16 protein-coding genes are annotated in these 17890 nt (G+C 71.0%); 12 read left to right on the top strand and 4 right to left on the bottom strand.

Annotation, left to right across the window (positions count from 1 at the left end; all coding sequences use genetic code 11):
- Together LK09_RS03075 and LK09_RS03070 are read left to right on the top strand one after the other, a co-directional pair.
- Positions 1-1271, top strand: a 1271-nt coding sequence (locus tag LK09_RS03075) for an HNH endonuclease (RefSeq protein ID WP_039395646.1), incomplete at its 5' end; no start/stop codon positions are given.
- Between the two features lie 291 nt (positions 1272-1562).
- Positions 1563-1952, top strand: coding sequence for an SHOCT domain-containing protein (locus LK09_RS03070; RefSeq protein WP_039395643.1), 390 nt, complete (start codon positions 1563-1565; stop codon positions 1950-1952).
- Positions 1953-2051: 99 nt separating this feature from the next.
- Here the strand turns inward: LK09_RS03070 and LK09_RS03065 are convergent, their stop codons facing one another.
- A complete protein-coding gene (locus LK09_RS03065; RefSeq protein ID WP_039395641.1) occupies positions 2052-3056 on the bottom strand; it encodes an aldo/keto reductase in 1005 nt (334 codons plus the stop codon).
- Between the two features lie 89 nt (positions 3057-3145).
- On the opposite strand from LK09_RS03065, the gene LK09_RS03060 reads away from it, so the two are divergent.
- On the top strand, positions 3146-3511 hold the full coding sequence (locus LK09_RS03060) for a UBP-type zinc finger domain-containing protein (protein WP_052226347.1): 366 nt from the start codon (positions 3146-3148) through the stop codon (positions 3509-3511).
- A 29-nt stretch (positions 3512-3540) separates the two neighbouring features.
- On the opposite strand, the gene LK09_RS03055 is transcribed toward LK09_RS03060, so the two are convergent.
- A complete protein-coding gene (locus tag LK09_RS03055; RefSeq protein WP_039395638.1) occupies positions 3541-4011 on the bottom strand; it encodes an Lrp/AsnC family transcriptional regulator in 471 nt (156 codons plus the stop codon).
- 175 nt (positions 4012-4186) lie between these two features.
- Here LK09_RS03055 and ald point away from each other — a divergent pair, with 175 nt between their 5' ends.
- A complete protein-coding gene (gene ald / locus LK09_RS03050; protein WP_039395635.1) occupies positions 4187-5317 on the top strand; it encodes an alanine dehydrogenase in 1131 nt (376 codons plus the stop codon).
- A gap of 93 nt (positions 5318-5410) precedes the next feature.
- On the opposite strand, the gene LK09_RS03045 is transcribed toward ald, so the two are convergent.
- Positions 5411-6355: a LysR family transcriptional regulator gene (locus tag LK09_RS03045; RefSeq protein ID WP_039395632.1), complete on the bottom strand. Its 945-nt coding sequence runs from the start codon at positions 6353-6355 to the stop codon at positions 5411-5413.
- Positions 6356-6492: 137 nt separating this feature from the next.
- Between LK09_RS03045 and LK09_RS03040 the strand changes: the two genes are divergently transcribed.
- The 8 genes from LK09_RS03040 to LK09_RS03010 all read left to right on the top strand — a co-directional run bounded on the left by LK09_RS03040 (position 6493) and on the right by LK09_RS03010 (position 17157).
- Complete coding sequence (locus LK09_RS03040) at positions 6493-7290, top strand: alpha/beta hydrolase (protein WP_039395629.1); 798 nt, start codon at positions 6493-6495, stop codon at positions 7288-7290.
- Between the two features lies 1 nt (position 7291).
- A complete protein-coding gene (locus LK09_RS03035; RefSeq protein ID WP_039395626.1) occupies positions 7292-8098 on the top strand; it encodes an SDR family NAD(P)-dependent oxidoreductase in 807 nt (268 codons plus the stop codon).
- An 80-nt stretch (positions 8099-8178) separates the two neighbouring features.
- A complete protein-coding gene (locus tag LK09_RS03030) occupies positions 8179-9036 on the top strand; it encodes a TIGR03620 family F420-dependent LLM class oxidoreductase (protein WP_039395845.1) in 858 nt (285 codons plus the stop codon).
- A 7-nt stretch (positions 9037-9043) separates the two neighbouring features.
- Complete coding sequence (locus LK09_RS03025) at positions 9044-9835, top strand: aminotransferase class I/II-fold pyridoxal phosphate-dependent enzyme (RefSeq protein ID WP_331454260.1); 792 nt, start codon at positions 9044-9046, stop codon at positions 9833-9835.
- Positions 9781-10200, top strand: a complete 420-nt coding sequence (locus LK09_RS22165) for a beta C-S lyase family protein (RefSeq protein WP_331454259.1) — start codon at positions 9781-9783, stop codon at positions 10198-10200. Before LK09_RS03025 ends, LK09_RS22165 begins: the two co-directional genes overlap by 55 nt.
- Positions 10201-10288: 88 nt before the next feature.
- The gene (locus tag LK09_RS03020) at positions 10289-11803 is read left to right on the top strand and encodes an HNH endonuclease (RefSeq protein WP_039395623.1); all 1515 of its coding nucleotides are present in this window, start codon (positions 10289-10291) and stop codon (positions 11801-11803) included.
- An 83-nt stretch (positions 11804-11886) separates the two neighbouring features.
- Positions 11887-14058 carry a glycogen debranching protein GlgX gene (gene glgX / locus LK09_RS03015; protein WP_039395620.1) on the top strand — a complete coding sequence of 724 codons (2172 nt, stop codon included), beginning with the start codon at positions 11887-11889 and terminating at the stop codon, positions 14056-14058.
- Between the two features lie 63 nt (positions 14059-14121).
- Positions 14122-17157, top strand: coding sequence for a hypothetical protein (locus LK09_RS03010; protein ID WP_039395617.1), 3036 nt, complete (start codon positions 14122-14124; stop codon positions 17155-17157).
- Here LK09_RS03010 and LK09_RS03005 read toward each other — a convergent pair.
- Positions 17138-17860 carry a glutamine amidotransferase-related protein gene (locus tag LK09_RS03005; RefSeq protein ID WP_039395614.1) on the bottom strand — a complete coding sequence of 241 codons (723 nt, stop codon included), beginning with the start codon at positions 17858-17860 and terminating at the stop codon, positions 17138-17140. The two genes, LK09_RS03010 and LK09_RS03005, sit on opposite strands and share 20 nt — an antisense overlap.
- Between the last annotated feature and the right edge of the window lie 30 nt (positions 17861-17890).

Here is a 17890-nt window from a genome sequence, read left to right as displayed (position 1 = left end):
TGGCCCGGAAGGCGGGGTTCCGGTCGGCGGAGAAGCTGATCGCGGCGACCACGGGCGGTCATGTCGGGGACGCGAAGAAGCTGGTGCAGGTGGGGGATGCCACCGCGGGGCGGATGACGTTCAGTGGGGAACGCGCCCCCGCAAGGCACCCGCACGTGGCCGCGGCGATCGAGGCGGGGGTGTTGAGTGTGGCGTGCGCGGGCGCGATCACGACCCTGCTGGATCGGGTGGCGTGCCGCGCCGACCGGGCCCTGCTCGCCGATGCGGAGCAGACCCTGGTGGAGCAGGCGGCCGGCCTGTCCCTGTCCGAGCTCCAGGTGGTGCTGCGGCGCGCGGAGGCGTGGCTGGACCCGGACGGGCTGGAACCCAAGCTCGAGAAGCTGCGGGATGCCCGGTTCTTGAGGATCTGGGAAGACCAGCACGGCATGATCAACCTCGACGGCCGATTGGACCCCGCCACCGGCGCCCCCATCAAAGCCGCCATCGACGCCCTGGTGACCGCGCAGATCCGCGCCATGCGCGGCCACAACCACCCCGGCGACGACGGAGTCGCGGGCGACGGTGGGTGGAGCTGGAGCGACGGCGGCAGCCCCGCCACGGATACCGACGACTCACCCGCGGCCGGTGCGAGCAACACCGGTACGGGCGATGCCGGTGCGGGTGATGTCGGTGCGGGTGTGGGTGGGCCGGTGGAGCGGCGCACGATCGTGCAGCTGCAGGCCGACGCGCTGTCTACTCTCGCGAAGATCGGCCTCGGCTCCGAGAACGCCCCCGCCCCGCTGGCGACCACGACCGTGGTGGTGCGGATCCCGCTGGAGGCCCTCACCACCGGGGCCGGGGTGGCGACCATCGACGGCCTCACCCAACCCATCGACGCCGGCACCGCCCGCCGCATGGCCGCGGACGCGGAGATCATCCCGATCGTCCTCGGGAGTAAAAGTGAGGTCCTCGACTACGGCCGGTCCCGCCGATTGTTCTCCAAAGCGCAAAGACTCGCCCTGGTCGAACGCGACGGCGGATGCGCGTCCTGTGCCGCCCCACCGGGGATGTGTGAAGTCCACCACCTGACCTGGTGGTCACAGGGTGGCAGAACTGATCTGGACGACGGGATCCTGCTGTGTACCAGCTGCCACCACATGGTCCACAAACACGACTGGGACATCCGCATCGATGACACCGGGGTGTGGTTCCTCCCGCCCGCCCACATCGACCCCACCCGCACACCCCGGCGCGGCGGACGACGCCGACACGACTACCAACCCGCCGCCTGACACCCATGCGCCAGGGACGCCCAACCAGGCGGGCTGAGCCTGTCGAAGCCCCACACCCCGGCACGCCTGCCCTTCGACAAGCGCAGGGCGCCCGGCCAGGCGGGCTGAGCCTGTCGAAGCCCAACACCCCGGCACGCCTGCCCTTCGATGAGCTCAGGGCGCAAGCGGGGCCGGCGAAGCCCGTCGAACCGCCTGAACGACGCGCAGAAAACTGGTTCCCACGCCGACACGCGTCACTGCTACGCTCCGAGAATCAGCTCGCATTGCTGGCTGCGATCGAATGGAAACTACATGTTCAACGACAATGGGTCGTTCCTCCTCGCGCTGTTCGAGTTCTTCCTGTTCTTCGCCTGGTTCATGTGCCTGTTCTGGGTGTTCGGGGACATCTTCCGCAGCGACGACCTCGGCGGCGGCGCCAAGACGGTCTGGGTGATCTTCGTGATCATCGTTCCCTGGCTCGGCATCCTCGTGTACCTGATCGCCCGCGGCGGCGGCATGCAGAAGCGCCAGCTCGAGCAGGCGCAGGCGATGCAGGCGGCCCAGGCCCAGTACATCCAGTCCGTGGCGAAGTCGTCCGGGACGTCCGCGACCGACGAGATCGCCTCGGCCAAGTCGCTGCTCGACTCCGGTGCGATCACGCAGGCCGAGTTCGACGCCCTCAAGGCGAAGGCCCTCGCGTAAGGCGCACCCGCACAACGCACAGCACAGGACCCGGCGCTCCACAAGGGGCACCGGGTCCTCTGCCTTCGTACCGCGCGCCGTTTTCCCGCCGGCGGCCGGTCACCACTGGGGGTGGATGTCCGCCCGCAGCAGCCGGTCGTACACGTCGTGCACCGCCGCGTCGAACGCCGGCAGGTCGAACGCGACCTCGTCCGTCCCCGTCAGCAGAGCCGCGCTCGCGGCGTTCGCCTTCGCCTGCGGCACCGAACGGGCGCCGGGGATGACGGTGGTGATCCCGGGGCGGGAGGTGATCCAGGCGAGGGTCGCCGCCGGCAGAGAGACGTCCGCGGGGAGGGTCTCCGCCAACTCGGCGACCGCCTGCAACCCCACCTCGAACTCGACCCCGGAGAAGGTCTCGCCCCGGTCGAACGCCTCGCCGTGCCGGTTGTACGTGCGGTGATCGTCGGCGGCGAACGTGGTCGCGCTGGAGTACTTGCCCGACAGCAGCCCGGACGCCAGCGGCACCCGCGCGAACACCGACACCCCGGCCGCGGCGGCCGCGGGCAGAACCTCGTCGAGGGGCTTCAGCCGGAACGGGTTGAAGATGATCTGCACGTTGGTGACGTGCGGTCGGGCGATCGCCGCAAGAGCCTGCGCGCACGTCTCGACCGAGACGCCGTACGCGGCGATCGCGCCGGATTCCACGAGCACGTCGAGCGCGTCATAGGTGGCGGGATCCTCGATCGTCGCCGTGGGCGGGCAGTGCAGCTGCACCAGGTCGAGGGTGTCGACGCCGAGGTTGCGCCGCGAGCGGTCGGTCCAGGCGCGGAAGTTCGCCGGGGAGTAGTTCTCCGGAAGCTGCGGCAGCCGCCGCCCCATCTTGGTCGCGACGGTGACCCCGTGGCCCGGCCGGGCACCCAGGAAGCGGCCGATCAGCTGCTCGCTGCGGCCGTCGCCGTAGACGTCGGCGGTGTCGAACAGGGTGACGCCGGCGTCGAGGGATGTCTGCAGCACCGCGGTCGCGTCGGCCTCGCTGACGTCGCCCCAGTCGGCCCCGAGCTGCCAGGTGCCGAGTCCGATGGCCGAGACGTGGCGGCCGGTGCGTCCGAGAGTGCGGGTGTGCATGGTTCCGAGCGTACGTCCATCCTCCCCGCGGCCATAGAGCATCGTCCCGGGGCGGAGAGCAGCCCCTGCGCCGGGAATAGAGTGTGCGCATGGTGCACGATGTCCGCGAGGCCGGCGTGACCGACGGACCGCCGCCGTCGGGCGCGGGATGCACCGAGTGCGATGCCGCCGGCGGGTGGTGGTTCCACCTCCGGCGCTGCGTGGAGTGCGGCCACGTGGGATGCTGCGACGACTCGCTCGAGCGGCACGCGCGACGCCACTACGAGGCGACCGGGCACCGATTCATCCGCAGCTACGAGCCGGGCGAGCACTGGTTCTGGGACTTCGCGGACGACGAGGCCACCGTCGGCATCCCGCTCCCGGCACCCGAGCATCACCCCGTCGAGCAGGGCGTTCCCGGCCCGACCGCCCGGGTGCCGCAGGATTGGCGCGTCCTGCTGGCCAACCGCCCCTGAAACCCAGCCGCGCCGCGACGGGGCCGGCGTCACGAGAAGTCGGCGGCGACGGCGTTGCGGTGGTACTCGAAGATGATGCTCGTGCGCGTGGAGGCGACGCTCGCCCGCGACGACAGGTGGTCGACCACGAAGCGGCGCAGGGCGGACGAGTCCTCGACCGCGATGTGCACCATGAAGTCGTCCATGCCGCCGACGAAGTACAGCTGGATGACGTCGGGCAGCTGCCGGACGCCGGCGGCGAACTCCCGGATGCTCTCCTGACGCGCGCCCGCGCGCAGGGAGACATGGATGATCGCCTGCAGGCCGCGCCCGAGCTCAGCCTGATCCAGGGCGGCGTGATACCCGACGATGATGCCCCGGGACTGCAGCATGCGCAGGCGGCTGTGCGCCGTGGAGGGGGCGACTCCGACCGCCTCGGCCAGCTGCGCGTTGCTCGTGCGGGCGTTGGCGGCGAGCAGTTCGACCAGCTTGCGGTCGATATCGTCGAGTTCCGTCGGCATTTCGCCCCCTGAAGGCTGTTCGGTCGGGATGCCGCCACGGTGCCCTCGCCCGAAGAAACAGCGGCTTACCAGACATCTTCGCAAATGTTCTTCGACCTCACACCAGAACACGGCATTTCCTTCGTAAAGTTCTGCTGTTTCGCCCAACGACGCACGTCACCGAAGGAGCCCGAAGATGCTGATCGGCGTCCCCACCGAGATCAAGAACAACGAGCGGCGGGTCGCGGCCACCCCGGCCGGTGTGCACGCCCTCACCTCCCGCGGCCACCGCGTGCTGGTGCAGGCCGGTGCCGGCGCCGGTTCGCGCCTGGACGACGACGCCTACCGGGTCGCCGGAGCCGAGATCGTCGCCACCGCCGCCGAGGCGTGGAGCGCGGACCTGGTGCTCAAGGTCAAGGAGCCCATCGCCGCCGAATTCGGGTTCCTGCGCGACGACCTCACCCTCTTCACATACCTGCACCTGGCCGCGGCGCCGGAGCTCACGCGCGCCCTGCTGGATGCCGGCACCACCGCGATCGCCTACGAGACCGTGCAGCGCGACGACCGCTCGCTGCCCCTCCTCGCCCCGATGAGCGAGGTCGCCGGCCGGCTCAGCGTGCAGGTCGGGGCGACCCACCTGATGTCCGCCGCCGGAGGGCGCGGCATCCTGCTCGGCGGCGTGCCCGGCACCCCCAAGGCGGAGGTCGTCGTGATCGGCGGCGGCGTCGCCGGAGAGCACGCGGCCGCGAACGCGGTCGGCCTCGGCGCGAACGTCACCGTCGTCGACATCTCCCTGCCGCGCCTGGCCGCCCTCGAGGCGCGCTTCGGCGGTCGCATCCAGACCCGCGCCTCGTCGTCGTACGAGATCGCGGACCTGCTCACCCGCGCCGACCTCGTCATCGGCTCGGTGCTGATCCCCGGCGCCGCCGCGCCGAAGCTCGTCACCGACGACATGGTCGCGGCCATGAAGGCCGGCTCGGTGCTCGTGGACATCGCCATCGACCAGGGCGGATGCTTCGAGGGCTCGCACGCCACCACGCACGACGCGCCCACCTTCGCGGTGCACGACTCGCTGTACTACTGCGTCGCGAACATGCCCGGCGCCGTGCCCGAGACGTCGACGCGTGCACTCACCAACGTGACCCTCCCGTACGCCGCCGCGATCGCGGACAAGGGGTGGCGTGACGCCCTTCGCCGCGACGCCGCACTCGCCCGCGGCCTGAACACCCACGCCGGGCGCGTCGTCAACGCGGGCGTCGCCGCGGCCCTCCAGCTCGAGCTCACCCCGCTCGCGGACGTGCTCGACGGTCAGACGATCGCGGCCTGACCGGGCCCGAGCTCGCGCCGACGGCGGCTGCGGACTTCGCGTCCGCAGTCGCCGTCCGCGTCTGCAGAGCAGGATGCCGCGCGCGAACGCAGGTCAGAGCACGCCGGGCTGCCACAGCGGCGCAGCTGACTCGGGTGTCAGCCAGCCGAGCGTCTGAGCAAGGTCCTGCGCGACCTCGACGAAATCCGACACCCGGGCGGCGGCCGGCTCGTCGCGCCACACGAGCGACCACGGGTAGACCGGCTGCAGTTCGGCGGGGCGGTGGATCGGCATCCCGACCTGCCGGTACCGGAAGGCGTACGACTCGAACTCGAGGAGCACCGCGTCGTCGGTCATCCGCTGCATGCGCGCGCGGCAGTGCTCGAAGGTGCCCGGGTTGCCCAGCCAGCGAAACGGCACGGCGAGGCGCTGCTCCAGCGCGGCGAGATACTGACCGTGCACGTTGAACGTCGCGGTTCCGGTCGGGTCGCCGAACACCTGCAGCGGGCTCGCGAAGAGGGATGCCGTCGACGTGCCGGTGCCGACATCGCCCGAACGGCGGACGAGCCAGAACGGCTCGAGACGCAGCGGGGCGTGACGCCAGCCGGTGGGATGCGCGGCGCTCATCTCCGGGGTGAGTCTGATGATGGCGACGTCGAGGAGCCCCGCGAGCAGCGCGTCGAACTGCCGCCGGCTGTCCATCGAGCTCGCCATCACGGGGATCTCGGGGAACCGCTCGCTGAACGCGTCGGCGACCAGGCGGCTCGTGTCCAGATCGAAGATGTGCGCCATCCGGATGCCGTCGTCTTCGGGATGCGTCATCCGCACCGCCTGCGCGATCAGCGCCCGGGCGTCACGGAGGAACCGTGTGCCCTCCGGGGTGAGGGCGACGTGCCGGCTGTCCCGCGACAGCAGACGGAATCCCAGGTCGGCCTCCAGGTGCCGGATGTCCTTGGACAGGGCGGGCTGGCTGATGTGCAGGGTCGCCGCTGCGCGACTGAAGTGAAGTTCGTCGGCCACGACGATGAAGTGACGCACCAGGCGCAGATCGAGGTCCACGTATCCTCCTAGAGGAAGCATCTCGGCTCGGACGGATCCATACAAGATCGGTTATGGATCGGGGCCGAACCGGTCTTGGACGCGGCGGCCGCCCCTGGTGTGTGCTGGGGCTCACCCCGAGTGCGAGGAGCATGAGCATGGCCGCATCCCGTCCCGTCGTCTTCATCCACGGACTGTGGCTCCACGCCACCAGCTGGGAGCCCTGGGTCGAGAAGTTCCGCGCCCGCGGCTACGAGCCGGTCGCCCCCGGGTGGCCGAACGAGCCCGGCACGGTCGAGGCCGCACGCGAGAATCCGGATGCCGTGGCCGACATCGGCATCGACGAAGCCGCGGCGCACTTCGCCGACGTCGCGAACGGCCTCGGCCAGGACACCATCCTCGTCGGGCACTCGTTCGGCGGCCTGATCGCGGAGAAGCTGCTCGGTGAAGGGGTCGGTGCGGGCGCGGTCGCCATCGATCCGGCCCAGATCAAGGGCGTGCTGCCGCTGCCCCTCGCGCAGCTGCGATCGGGCTTTCCTGCGCTCGGCAATCCGGCGAACCTGCACAAGGCGGTCGCGCTGACGTCGGCGCAATTCCGATACGGGTTCGGAAACGCCGTCTCCCAGGAGGAGTCGGATGCCCTGTTCGAGCGCTGGACGATCCCGTCTCCGGCGCGACCGCTGTTCCAGGCGGCCGCGGCGAACTTCGTGATGCACTCGCCGGCCGCCGTCGACACGAAACGCGATCCGCGCGGCCCGCTGCTGCTGATCTCCGGCACCGCCGACCACACCGTGCCCGATGTCGTCACGCGTTCGACCCTGAAGCAGTACCGCGACTCGATGGCGGTCACCGAGTTGAAGCAGTTCGAAGGGCGCGGACACTCCCTCACGATCGACAGCGGCTGGACCGAGGTCGCCGACGCGGTGCTGGACTGGCTCGCCGCGCAGGGACTCTGACGTGGACCTGGGCCTCGCCGGCCGTGTCGCCATCGTCACGGGCGCCGGCCGCGGGATCGGGCTGGCGGTCGTCCGGACGCTCGCCGCCGAGGGAGCGACGGTGCTGGCCGCATCCCGCAGCATCACCGCCGAGCTCACCGCGCTCGCGGAGGCCGGCTCGCCGCACCCCGAGGGCGCGGTCCGGGCCGTGGCGGCGGACCTGACCGATCCGGAGGCGGCGGCCCGGCTCGTGGAGCTGGCCGGAGAACTCGGCGCCGTCTCGGTGCTGGTGAACAACGTGGGCGGCGTGCGGCCGCGCACCGGCGGGTTCGGATCGGTCACCGACGACGACTGGACCGGCGCCTTCCAACTCAATGCCCTGACGGCGATCCGGATGACCCGGGCGGTCCTGCCCGTGATGCGCGAGCAGCGGAACGGTGCGGTCGTCACGGTGGCCTCGGTCAACGCGCTGCTGCCCGACCCCGCGGTGATCGACTACAGCGCTGCGAAGGCCGCCCTGGTGAACTTCTCCAAGTCGCTGTCGAAGGAGGTCGGAGCCGACGGCATCCGGGTGAACACGGTCAGCCCGGGGCCGGTCGCCACCGACCTGTGGCTCGGCGACGGGGGAGTGGCCGCGACCCTCTCCGCGAGCGGCGGGACCGAGCGCGACCAGGTCGTCGCCGGTGCGGCGGCGTCCATGGTCACCGGCCGGTTCACCCGGCCCGACGAGGTCGCCGCGCTCGTCGCGTTCCTCGCCGCCGACCGGGTGGCCGGGAACATCACCGGCGCCGACTTCGTGATCGACGGGGGCCTCACCGCCGAGTTGTGACGGATCCGCCCGGAGCCGCCCGCGGGGGTGGAGCATCCGTCTATCCTCGAAGTCCGATCGACTTCGAGAAGGGCATCCGGATGTCTTGGACAGAGCGCCTGGGCGCGGTCGGCGTATGGCGCGGGGTGAGCGGCGTGGACGTCGACCTCGCACGGACCGTCGAGCGGCTGGGGTACGGCACGGTCTGGCTCGGCAGTTCGCCGGGCTCCGATCTGCGGGCGGCGGAGGAGCTGCTCGAGGCGACGGCATCCCTCGTCGTGGCGACCGGGATCGTGAACATCTGGAACTCCGACGCCGCCGAGCTCGCCGCGTCGTACCACCGCCTCGTGGATCGGCATCCGGGCCGGCTGCTGCTCGGGATCGGCTCGGGGCACCGCGAGGCCACCCCGCAGCGCGAGCGACCGATCGACGCCATGAACCGATATCTGGACGTGCTGGATGCCGGCGGGGTTCCCGTGCAGGACCGCGTGCTGTCGGCGCTCGGGCCGCGGATGCTGGCGGTCGCGGCCGAGCGGAGCGCCGGGACCCATCCGTATCTGACGCTCCCCTCGCAGACGCGGGAAGCCCGCCGGGCGCTCGGGCCGGACGCGCTGGTCGCGCCGGAGCAGACGGTCGTCCTCGACTCCGACCCGGTGAGCGGGCGCCGCGCCGCGCGGGCGTTCCTGAAGCGCTACCTCGGGATGGTCAACTACACCAGCACGATGCTCCGCGGTGGATTCACCGAGTCCGACATCGAAGGCGACGGGAGCGACGCGCTCGTCGACGGCATCGTGGCGCACGGCGACTCAGCCGTGCTGGCGGCGGCGGTGCGTGCCCATCTGGATGCCGGTGCCGACCACGTCTGCATCCAGGTGCAGCCGCAGGCCGCCGACGTGCGGCCGACGCTCGAGGCGGTCGCCGCCGAGCTGGAGCCGCCCCGGATCACCCCTGACGCGTGAGGAGACCATGAACAGCGAACCGACCGCTGCGGATCCGATGGCGACGCTGCGGCGGCGCACGAGCGAGAAGTGGCGAAGCTACCCCGACGACGTGCTGCCGATGTTCGTGGCGGAGATGGACTTTCCGCTCGCGCCGGCGATCAAGACGGCCCTGCACGAGGCGGTGGAGCTCGGCGATACCGGATACATCAACCCCTTCGATCGCGGCGCCGCACGGGCGTTCAGCGACTTCGCGGCGGCGAGGTGGGGGTGGACTCCGGACCCGCGGCGCATGGGCATCACGACCGATGTGAGCGTCGTGATCGTGGAGTCGCTGCGCCGGCTCATCGCGCCCGGCGACGGGGTGATCATCACCCCGCCGGTGTATCCGCCGTTCTACGACATGGTGCCCGAGGCCGGCGGCACCGTCGTGGAGGTGCCGCTGACCGATGACGGTGCGCAGTACCGGCTCGACCTGGCCGGCATCGACCGCGCCCTGGCCGCGGGAGCGCGCGGCATCCTGCTGTGCAGCCCGCACAACCCGGTGGGGCTGGTGCACGATCGGGCGACGCTGGCGGAACTCTCGCGCATCGTCGCGCGGCACGGCGGGTTAGTGATCGCGGACGAGATCCACGCGCCGCTGACGCACCACGGAGTGGAGTTCACCCCGTATCTGACCGTGTCGGACGAGGCCCGCGAGCACGCGATCGCGGCGGAGTCGGGCAGCAAGGCGTTCAACCTGGCGGGGTTGAGACGGCATTCTTCGTGGCGGAGTCGGACGGGCCGGCGGCGCTCATTGCCGGCCTGCCCGAGGAAGTGATGTTCCGGGCCGGGCAGTTCGGCTTGATCGCCACCCGGGAGGGGTTCGACCACGCGCGCGACTGGCTGGACGGCACGATCGCCACGATCCAGGCCAACGTGGATCACCTGGAGCGGCTGCTCGCGGAACACCTGCCGGGGGTCGTGCTGCGGCGTCCGGCGGCGAGCTACCTCGCCTGGCTCGACCTGCGGGCGCTCGGGTGGGGCGACGACCCGGCCGCCGTCGCCGAACAACGCGCGCGCGTCGCGCTGTCGAGCGGTCCGTCGTTCGGGCGCCAGGGTGCCGGATTCGTGCGGATGAACCTGGCGTGCGCGCCCGAGACGATCACCGAGGCGGTGCAGCGGCTCGCCGCTGCCCGGCGGTGACTCCGGCGGTTGGGCCGAGCGTTCTGATTCGCGCATAAGTTCGACAGTAGCACTTGCGCAATGAGGTTGCGTTGCGTAGGCTTGTGGCATGGTCGAAGTCACCGTCCCTCATCTGGAACCGCTCGTGGAGGCGGTCCGCGGGGTGGATGCCGGCTGGCTTTCCGCGCTCGGTGGCGGGTTTCCGTCGGCGGTGGTCGATGACGATGTGGAGGCGATGACCGACGCGGGCTTGCTGGCGGTGAACGAAGCACTGGCGGGGTTGGGCCGTCGGGTGCAGGCGTTGCAGGCGCGCATCGCGCACGGGATCAGCCGACGGTCCGCCCGGGAACTGGGTGTGGATGGGTTGGCCCGGAAGGCGGGGTTCCGGTCGCCGGAGAAGCTGATCGCGGCGACCACGGGTGGTCATGTCGGGGACGCGAAGAAGCTGGTGCAGGTGGGGGATGCCACCGCGGGGCGGATGACGTTCAGTGGGGAACGCGCCCCCGCCCGGCACCCGCACGTCGCGACCGCGATCGAGGCGGGGGTGTTGAGTGTGGCGTGCGCGGGCGCGATCACGACCCTGCTGGATCGGGTGGCGTGCCGGGCCGACCGGGCCCTGCTCGCCCAGGCGGAGCAGACCCTGGTGGAGCAGGCGGCCGGCCTGTCGCTGTCGGAGTTGCAGGTGGTGTTGCGGCGGGCGGAGGCCTGGTTGGACCCGGACGGGCTGGAACCCAAGCTCGAGAATCTGCGGGATGCCCGGTTCTTGAGGATCTGGGAAGACCAGCACGGCATGATCAACCTCGACGGCCGCCTGGACCCCGCCACCGGCGCCCCGATCAAAGCCGCCCTCGACGCCCTCGTCACCGCGCAGATCCGCGCACTGCGCGGCCACAACCACCCCGACCACGGAGTCGATGGTGACGGTGGGTGGAGCTGGAGCGACAGTGGCAAGACCGGCACGGCTGCTGACGGCTCACCCGCGGCCGGTGCGGGCACGGGTGATGCCGGTGCGGGTGATGTCGGTGCGGGTGTGGGTGGGCCGGTGGAGCGGCGCACGATCGTGCGACTGCAGGCGGACGCGCTGTCCGCTCTCGCGAAGCACGTCCTGGGGTGTGAGCAGACCGTGCTCCCGCTGGCATCAACGACCGTGGTGGTCCGGATCCCGCTGGAAGCCCTCACCACGGGGGCCGGGGTGGCGACCATCGACGGCATCACCCAACCCGTCGACGCCGGCACCGCCCGCCGCATGGCCGCGGACGCGGAGATCATCCCGATCGTCCTCGGCGGCAAAAGCGAAGTCCTCGACCTCGGCCGGTCCCGACGGCTGTTCACGAAAGCCCAACGGCTTGCGCTGGTGGAACGTGACGGCGGGTGCGCGTCCTGTGCCGCCCCACCGGGGATGTGTGAAGTCCACCACCTGACCTGGTGGTCCCGCGGTGGCAGAACCGACCTGGACGACGGGATCCTGCTGTGCACCAGCTGCCACCACACGATCCACAAACACGACTGGGACATCCGCATCGATGACACCGGCGTCTGGTTCCTCCCGCCCGCTCACATCGACCCCACCCGCACCCCCCGGCGCGGCGGACGACGCCGCCACGACTACCAACCCGCCGCCTGATGCGCAAGGGCTCAGGAGGCTCGGTGGGCGCCGCGGTACAGTGGGCCGTCGCTACCCGAAGCGACGGAATCGGGGGATTGCCAGTGGAGTCCTGGCCTGGAAATGCGTACCCGCTGGGGGCGACGTTCGACGGAAACGGCACGAACTTCGCGCTCTTCAGTGAAGGCGCCGACCGTGTCGAGCTGTGCCTGTTCGACGGGGACGGCAACGAGACGCGCGTCGACCTCGTCGACGTCGACGCCTTCATCTGGCACGTCTACCTGCCGCACGTGGGCCACGGTCAGCGCTACGGCTACCGCGTCTACGGGCCGTACGAACCCGAGTCGGGATGCCGGTTCAACCCGCACAAGCTGCTGCTGGATCCGTACGCGAAAGCCGTCGACGGACAGATCTCCTGGGGCCAGTCGCTGTACTCGTACGACTTCGACGACCCGGAGAAGCGCAACACCGAAGACTCCGCCGCCGACATGTTCAAGGGCGTCGTCGTCAGTCCCTTCTTCGACTGGAGCGGCGACCGTCCGCCGCGCACCCCGTACAACGAGACGCTCATCTACGAAGCCCACGTCAAGGGGCTGACGATGCGGCATCCCGACGTCCCGGAGGAGATCCGGGGCACGTACGCCGCCATCGCCCACCCGGCGATCATCGCGCACCTGCAGCAGCTGGGCGTCACGGCGATCGAACTGATGCCGGTGCACCAGTTCGTGGATGACGACACCCTCCTGCAGAAGGGCCTGTCGAACTACTGGGGCTACAACACGATCTCGTACTTCGCCCCACAGAACACCTACGCCAGCGACCGCCATCGCGGCGACCAGGTGCAGGAGTTCAAGGCGATGGTGAAGGCCCTGCACGACGCGGGCATCGAGGTGATCCTCGACGTGGTCTACAACCACACCGCGGAGGGGAACCATCTGGGCCCGACCCTGTCGATGCGGGGTATCGACAACCGCGCCTATTACAAGCTGCAGGACGACGACAAGCAGTACTACACCGACTACACCGGCACCGGCAACAGCCTGAACGTGGGCAACCCGCACACACTGCAGCTGATCATGGACTCGCTGCGGTACTGGGTGCTGGACATGCACGTCGACGGGTTCCGGTTCGACCTGGCCGCGACCCTGGCCCGCGAGTTCTACGACGTCGACAAGCTCGCGGCCTTCTTCGAGCTCGTGCAGCAGGACCCGGTGGTGTCGCAGGTCAAGCTCATCGCCGAACCGTGGGATGTCGGACCCGGCGGTTACCAGGTCGGCAACTTCCCGCCGCAGTGGACCGAATGGAACGGCGCCTATCGCGACACCGTGCGCGACTTCTGGCGCGGGGAGCCGCAGGCACTGGGCGAGTTCGCGTCGCGGCTGACCGGGTCCTCCGACCTGTACGCCCACTCCGGCCGGCGCCCGGTGGCCTCCATCAACTTCGTCACCGCGCACGACGGCTTCACCCTGCGCGACCTCGTCTCGTACAACGAGAAGCACAACCAGGCCAACGGCGAAGACGGACGCGACGGAACCGACGACAACCGGTCGTGGAACTGCGGCGTCGAAGGCGACACCGACGATCCCGCGGTGCTGGCACTGCGGGCGCGGCAGCAGCGCAACTTCCTCGCCACCCTGCTCCTGTCGCAGGGGGTGCCGATGCTGCTGCACGGCGATGAGCTGGGTCGCACGCAGGGCGGCAACAACAACGGCTACAACCAGGACAACGAGACGACCTGGGTCGACTGGGAGAACATCGACACGGCCCTTGTCGAGTTCACCGGCACCCTGTCGCGGCTGCGGCGCGAGCATCCCACCTTCCGGCGCGGCCGGTTCTTCGACGGACGGCCGGCGCTCCCGCGGGGTGCCGACTCGCCGGATGCCGACTCCGCCGCGCACCGGCCCGACGTCGCCTGGCTGCGGCCGGACGGCACGCTCATGGAGAGCGAGGACTGGGAATCCGGGTTCGGGCTCGCCATCGGGATGTTCCTCAACGGGCAGGGGATCCGCGAGCGCGACAGCCGCGGGCAGCCGATCACCGACATGCACTTCATCGTGGCGTTCAACGCCGGCGACGCCCCGATCGACTTCACGATGCCGGACGTGCCCGACTCGCCGAGCTGGGACGTCCTCGTCGACACCGGCGGGCAGCTGGTCGGGCGGCCGCCGGTCGCCCCCGGCACGGCGATCACCCTGGAGTCGCGGTCGCTGGCGGTGCTCCGCGAGCACCGGGAACGGCCCGTGGGAGCGGATCGCACGGTCGCCACCGCCGTCTGACGCGCCAGGGCTGTTGGTGAGAGCGTTCTCACCAACAGCCCCGCGCACCCTTATGATCGGACGATGGCGACGGCGCGACGACGAGGCATCCGTGCCGTCGTCACGGCCCTGGTGCTCCTCGCGATGGGCGTCGGCGTCGCCCTCGAGGTCGGCGACGCCCTCGGCATCCGCTCCGAGCCTGCCGCCCAGATGCAGCCCGCGCCGGCGGTCGCGCCGCCCGCCGCAGCGCCGGTGCCGCCCCCGCGGATCGACCGCGTCGCCGCGCCGCGGACGGTGCGCATCGGGGTCGCGGTCGACGAACTGCACGCGGCCATCGCGGACGCCCCCGCGCGGAAGGGCACGGCATCCCTCACCGTCCTGCCGGTGACTTCCGGCGGCACGGACGACTCCTACCGTCTCGAGGGGGATGCCGCCTCGCTCCGGGTGCGCGCGCAGACCGAGGCCGGCGCCGTGCGTGCCGTCTACGACCTGGCCGCGCAGATCCGTGCGGCGAAACCCCTTGCCGCCCTGCTCGGCGCGCACGCCGCATCCCGGCTCGGCCTGCGGATGACCGACCTGGGCGCCGTGGGCGTGCGGCCGGACCCGGCCGAGTGGGAGCCCGGCACCGACTATTCCCACGCTTCCAAGGCGTTCGACGACGTGTTCCTGAAGGACCCGCCGTACATCGACAAGACCGCCCTCGCCGCGGCGTACGCCGACTTCGACACGTTCCTGCGCCACTCCCTCGCAAACGGGTACAACGCCGTGGCTTTCCCCGGGTTCGCCGAGTTCGTCACCTTCGACGACGTTCCCGGCGGTCCGGTGTACGCGCCGGGCGACGAGCACCGCGCCCGCGCGCTCGCGATGCGCGCGGCGTTCGCGCCGTTCTGGCACCGGGCGCACGAACTCGGCGTGAAGGTCTACCTGCGCACCGACATGCTCGCGCTCACCGGGCCTCTGCAGACGTTCCTGCAGAACAGGTTCGGGTCGCTCGACACCGAGAACCCGGCCCTGTGGGACGTCTACACGGCCGGGCTCGACGAGCTCTACCGGGCCACGCCCGACCTCGACGGCGTGCTCATCCGCATCGGCGAGGCCGGCACCGTGTACGGGGTCGCCGGGTGGGACTACTACTCCACCCTCGACGTGACCACGGTCAAAGCCGTGCGCACGATGCTCACCGCGTTCACGAAGCAGGCGGAGGAGTCCGGCCGCGAGGTGATCTTCCGCACCTGGTCGGTGGGCGTCGGCGCCGTCGGGGACATGCACACGAACCCGGCATCCTACGAGGCGGTGCTGAAGGGGATCGACTCGCCGGCGCTGATCGTGTCGACCAAGTACACGCTCGGCGACTTCTACTCCTGGCTGCCGCTGAACACCACGCTCGAGCAGGGATCGCAGCGGCGCATCGTCGAGTTCCAGAGCCGGCGCGAGTTCGAGAACTTCGGCGCGTTCCCCAACGACCTCGGCACCCAGTACCAGTGGGCGATGCAGCAGCTCCTCGCGGCGAACCCGCACATCGAGGGCGTCTGGGTGTGGACCCAGGACGGCGGCCCGTGGCGCGCCGGACCCATGACCCTCTACCTCAAGACCGGGTTCTGGCAGCTGTACGAGCTGAACACGCAGCTGGCCGGCGACCTCGCCCGCGACCCGGCGACGGACGTCGCCGGCGTCACGCAGGCCTGGGCCCGGCAGTACCTGTCGGACGACCCGGCGACGGTCGATGCGATCACGAAGGCGATGACGCGGTCGCGCGACGCGATCGAGCACGGCCTGTACATCGCCGCGTACGCCAAACAGCGGGTGTCCGCCATCGGGCTCGAGCCGCCGCCCATGATGTGGATCTTCGAGTGGGACATCCTCACCGGCGACTCGGCGGTGCTCGACGTGCTCTACGCCATCGTGCGCGACTCGGACGCCACCGCCGGACGCGGCGTCGACCGGGCCATCGCCGACGGGAAGCAGGCGATCGCGACGGTGGCGCAGATGCGCGACCTCGTCGCGCGGACGGATGCCTCCACGTGGCGTTCCCCGAAGATGCGGGCAGACTTCGTCTCGGCCCTCGACTACGAGCTGAACACCCTGCGCATGCTCGGCGCGTATCGCGCGATGATCCTGCACCAGGGACAGTGGCACGACACCCTCGCGCCGGCCGCGCACGCGGCGTGGCAGACCGACCGCGCCGAGTTCGAGAAGCTCGCCGCCGCACACCTCGCGCGCTACGAGGGCAAGGTCTTCACCCCCGCCCTCAACCTGACCGCCGCGCAGCTCGGCGTGCAGCGCGCCGACCGCGACGAGACGATGGCGTGGGTCGCGCGGGTGCTGCTCGCCGTCGCCCTCGCATGGCTCGTGACGGGCATCGTCGCGATGCGCCGGCGCCGCACCGGCCGGGCGCTCACCGTCGCCGCCCGGGCGATGTGGATCGCCGCGACCCGGCCGTGGCGGGCGTTCGAGACGACGCGCGGGATGCCGGCCCTCGGCCGCGCGCTGCTGCTGACCGTGCCCGCCGTGCTCCTGGTCGTCACGCGTGCCGTGCAGACGTCGTTCCTGTCGTGGACGCACCTCGCCGTCGTGCTCGGCGCGTGGGTGCTCTTCGCCCTCGTCGTCAGGCTGCTGCTGTGGCGCCGATCGCCGTGGCCCGTCGTCGCGGCCGTCGGCGGCGTCGTCGTGCTCCGATGCATCCTCACCCTATTCGCCCTGTCGCTGTCGGGACCGGGCGGGTACTGGTTCGCGTTCTGGACCGCCCCGGCGCCGCGCACCGCGTACATCACCGTCGCGTTCGCGCTGTTCGTCTGGGCGTTCGTCGCCGGCGGCTGGGCGATGACCGCCCAGATCGGTGCACGCCGCGCGACCGGGTTCGTGCTGGCCGCCGTCGGCATCGGACTGCTCGTGCCGTCGGCGATCGTCGGCGCGGTCGGCCTGGAGACGGCACTGACCGTGTGGAACGACCAGATGGGGCTGCTGCCGTGGGGGCTGTCGCGCATCCTCGGCATCACCACCTACCTGGGGATTCCGGATGCCACGCCGTGGGCCGCCGGCGCGTTCGCCGCCGTGCTGGTGGCGGCCGGCATCCTGCTCGCGCTGCCCTGGCGGCGGCCGGTCAGCCGAACAGCCCGATGAACTCCCGGATGATCCGCAGCGGCTCGGTGATCGATGTCCGCACCACCTGCGCGGCGAGCGCGTCGTAGTCGGAGGCGGGGAAGTACCCGTCGTTGCGGTACACGTCCATGCGCTCCGCGAACGCCTTCGCGGTCGGCTCCGGGTGGAACTGCGTCGCGTACAGGCGCTCGCCGACCCGGTACGCCTGCACCGGGCACGCTGCGTTCGTGGCCAGCAGCACGCCGCCGGGCGGCGGGGCGACGCAGCCCTCCTTGTGGGTGGTGAGCACGTTGAAGCGGGATGCCAGGGCACCGAAGACCGGGTCGCGCTGCCCGGCGTCGGTCAGCTCGACGACGGCGGTGCCGGTGTCTTCGGGGAACGCCCGGGTGACCTCGCCGCCGAGGGCGCGGGCGGCCACGCCGATGCCGTAGCAGGTGAACAGGACCGCCGGGCCGACGCCGTCGGCGCAGGCGACCGCGAGCCGGGACAGGTGATCCTCGCCGCGGCGCTGCTCGTCGGTCTTGGTGGCCTCCGGATCGGTGACGTTGTACGGGCTGCCGCCGACGATGACGGCGGTGACCGACGGGCCGATCACCAGCGGATCGGTGACGAGATCATGACGCTCGACGGCGGAGTCCTCCAGACGGGCGGCGGCGCGGAACGAGTCGAACTCGGCATCCGCGGCGATCGTCTGCGGGCGCGCCGAAATGTACAGCACCGTCATGTCCCGAGTCTACGGTGGGCGACCTTCGGC

The sequence above is a fragment of the Microbacterium mangrovi genome, assembly GCF_000802305.1.
Lineage (GTDB): Bacteria > Actinomycetota > Actinomycetes > Actinomycetales > Microbacteriaceae > Microbacterium > Microbacterium mangrovi.
The sequence above is the reverse complement of the archived record's forward strand: the minus strand, read 5'-3'. Positions and strand labels throughout refer to the sequence as shown.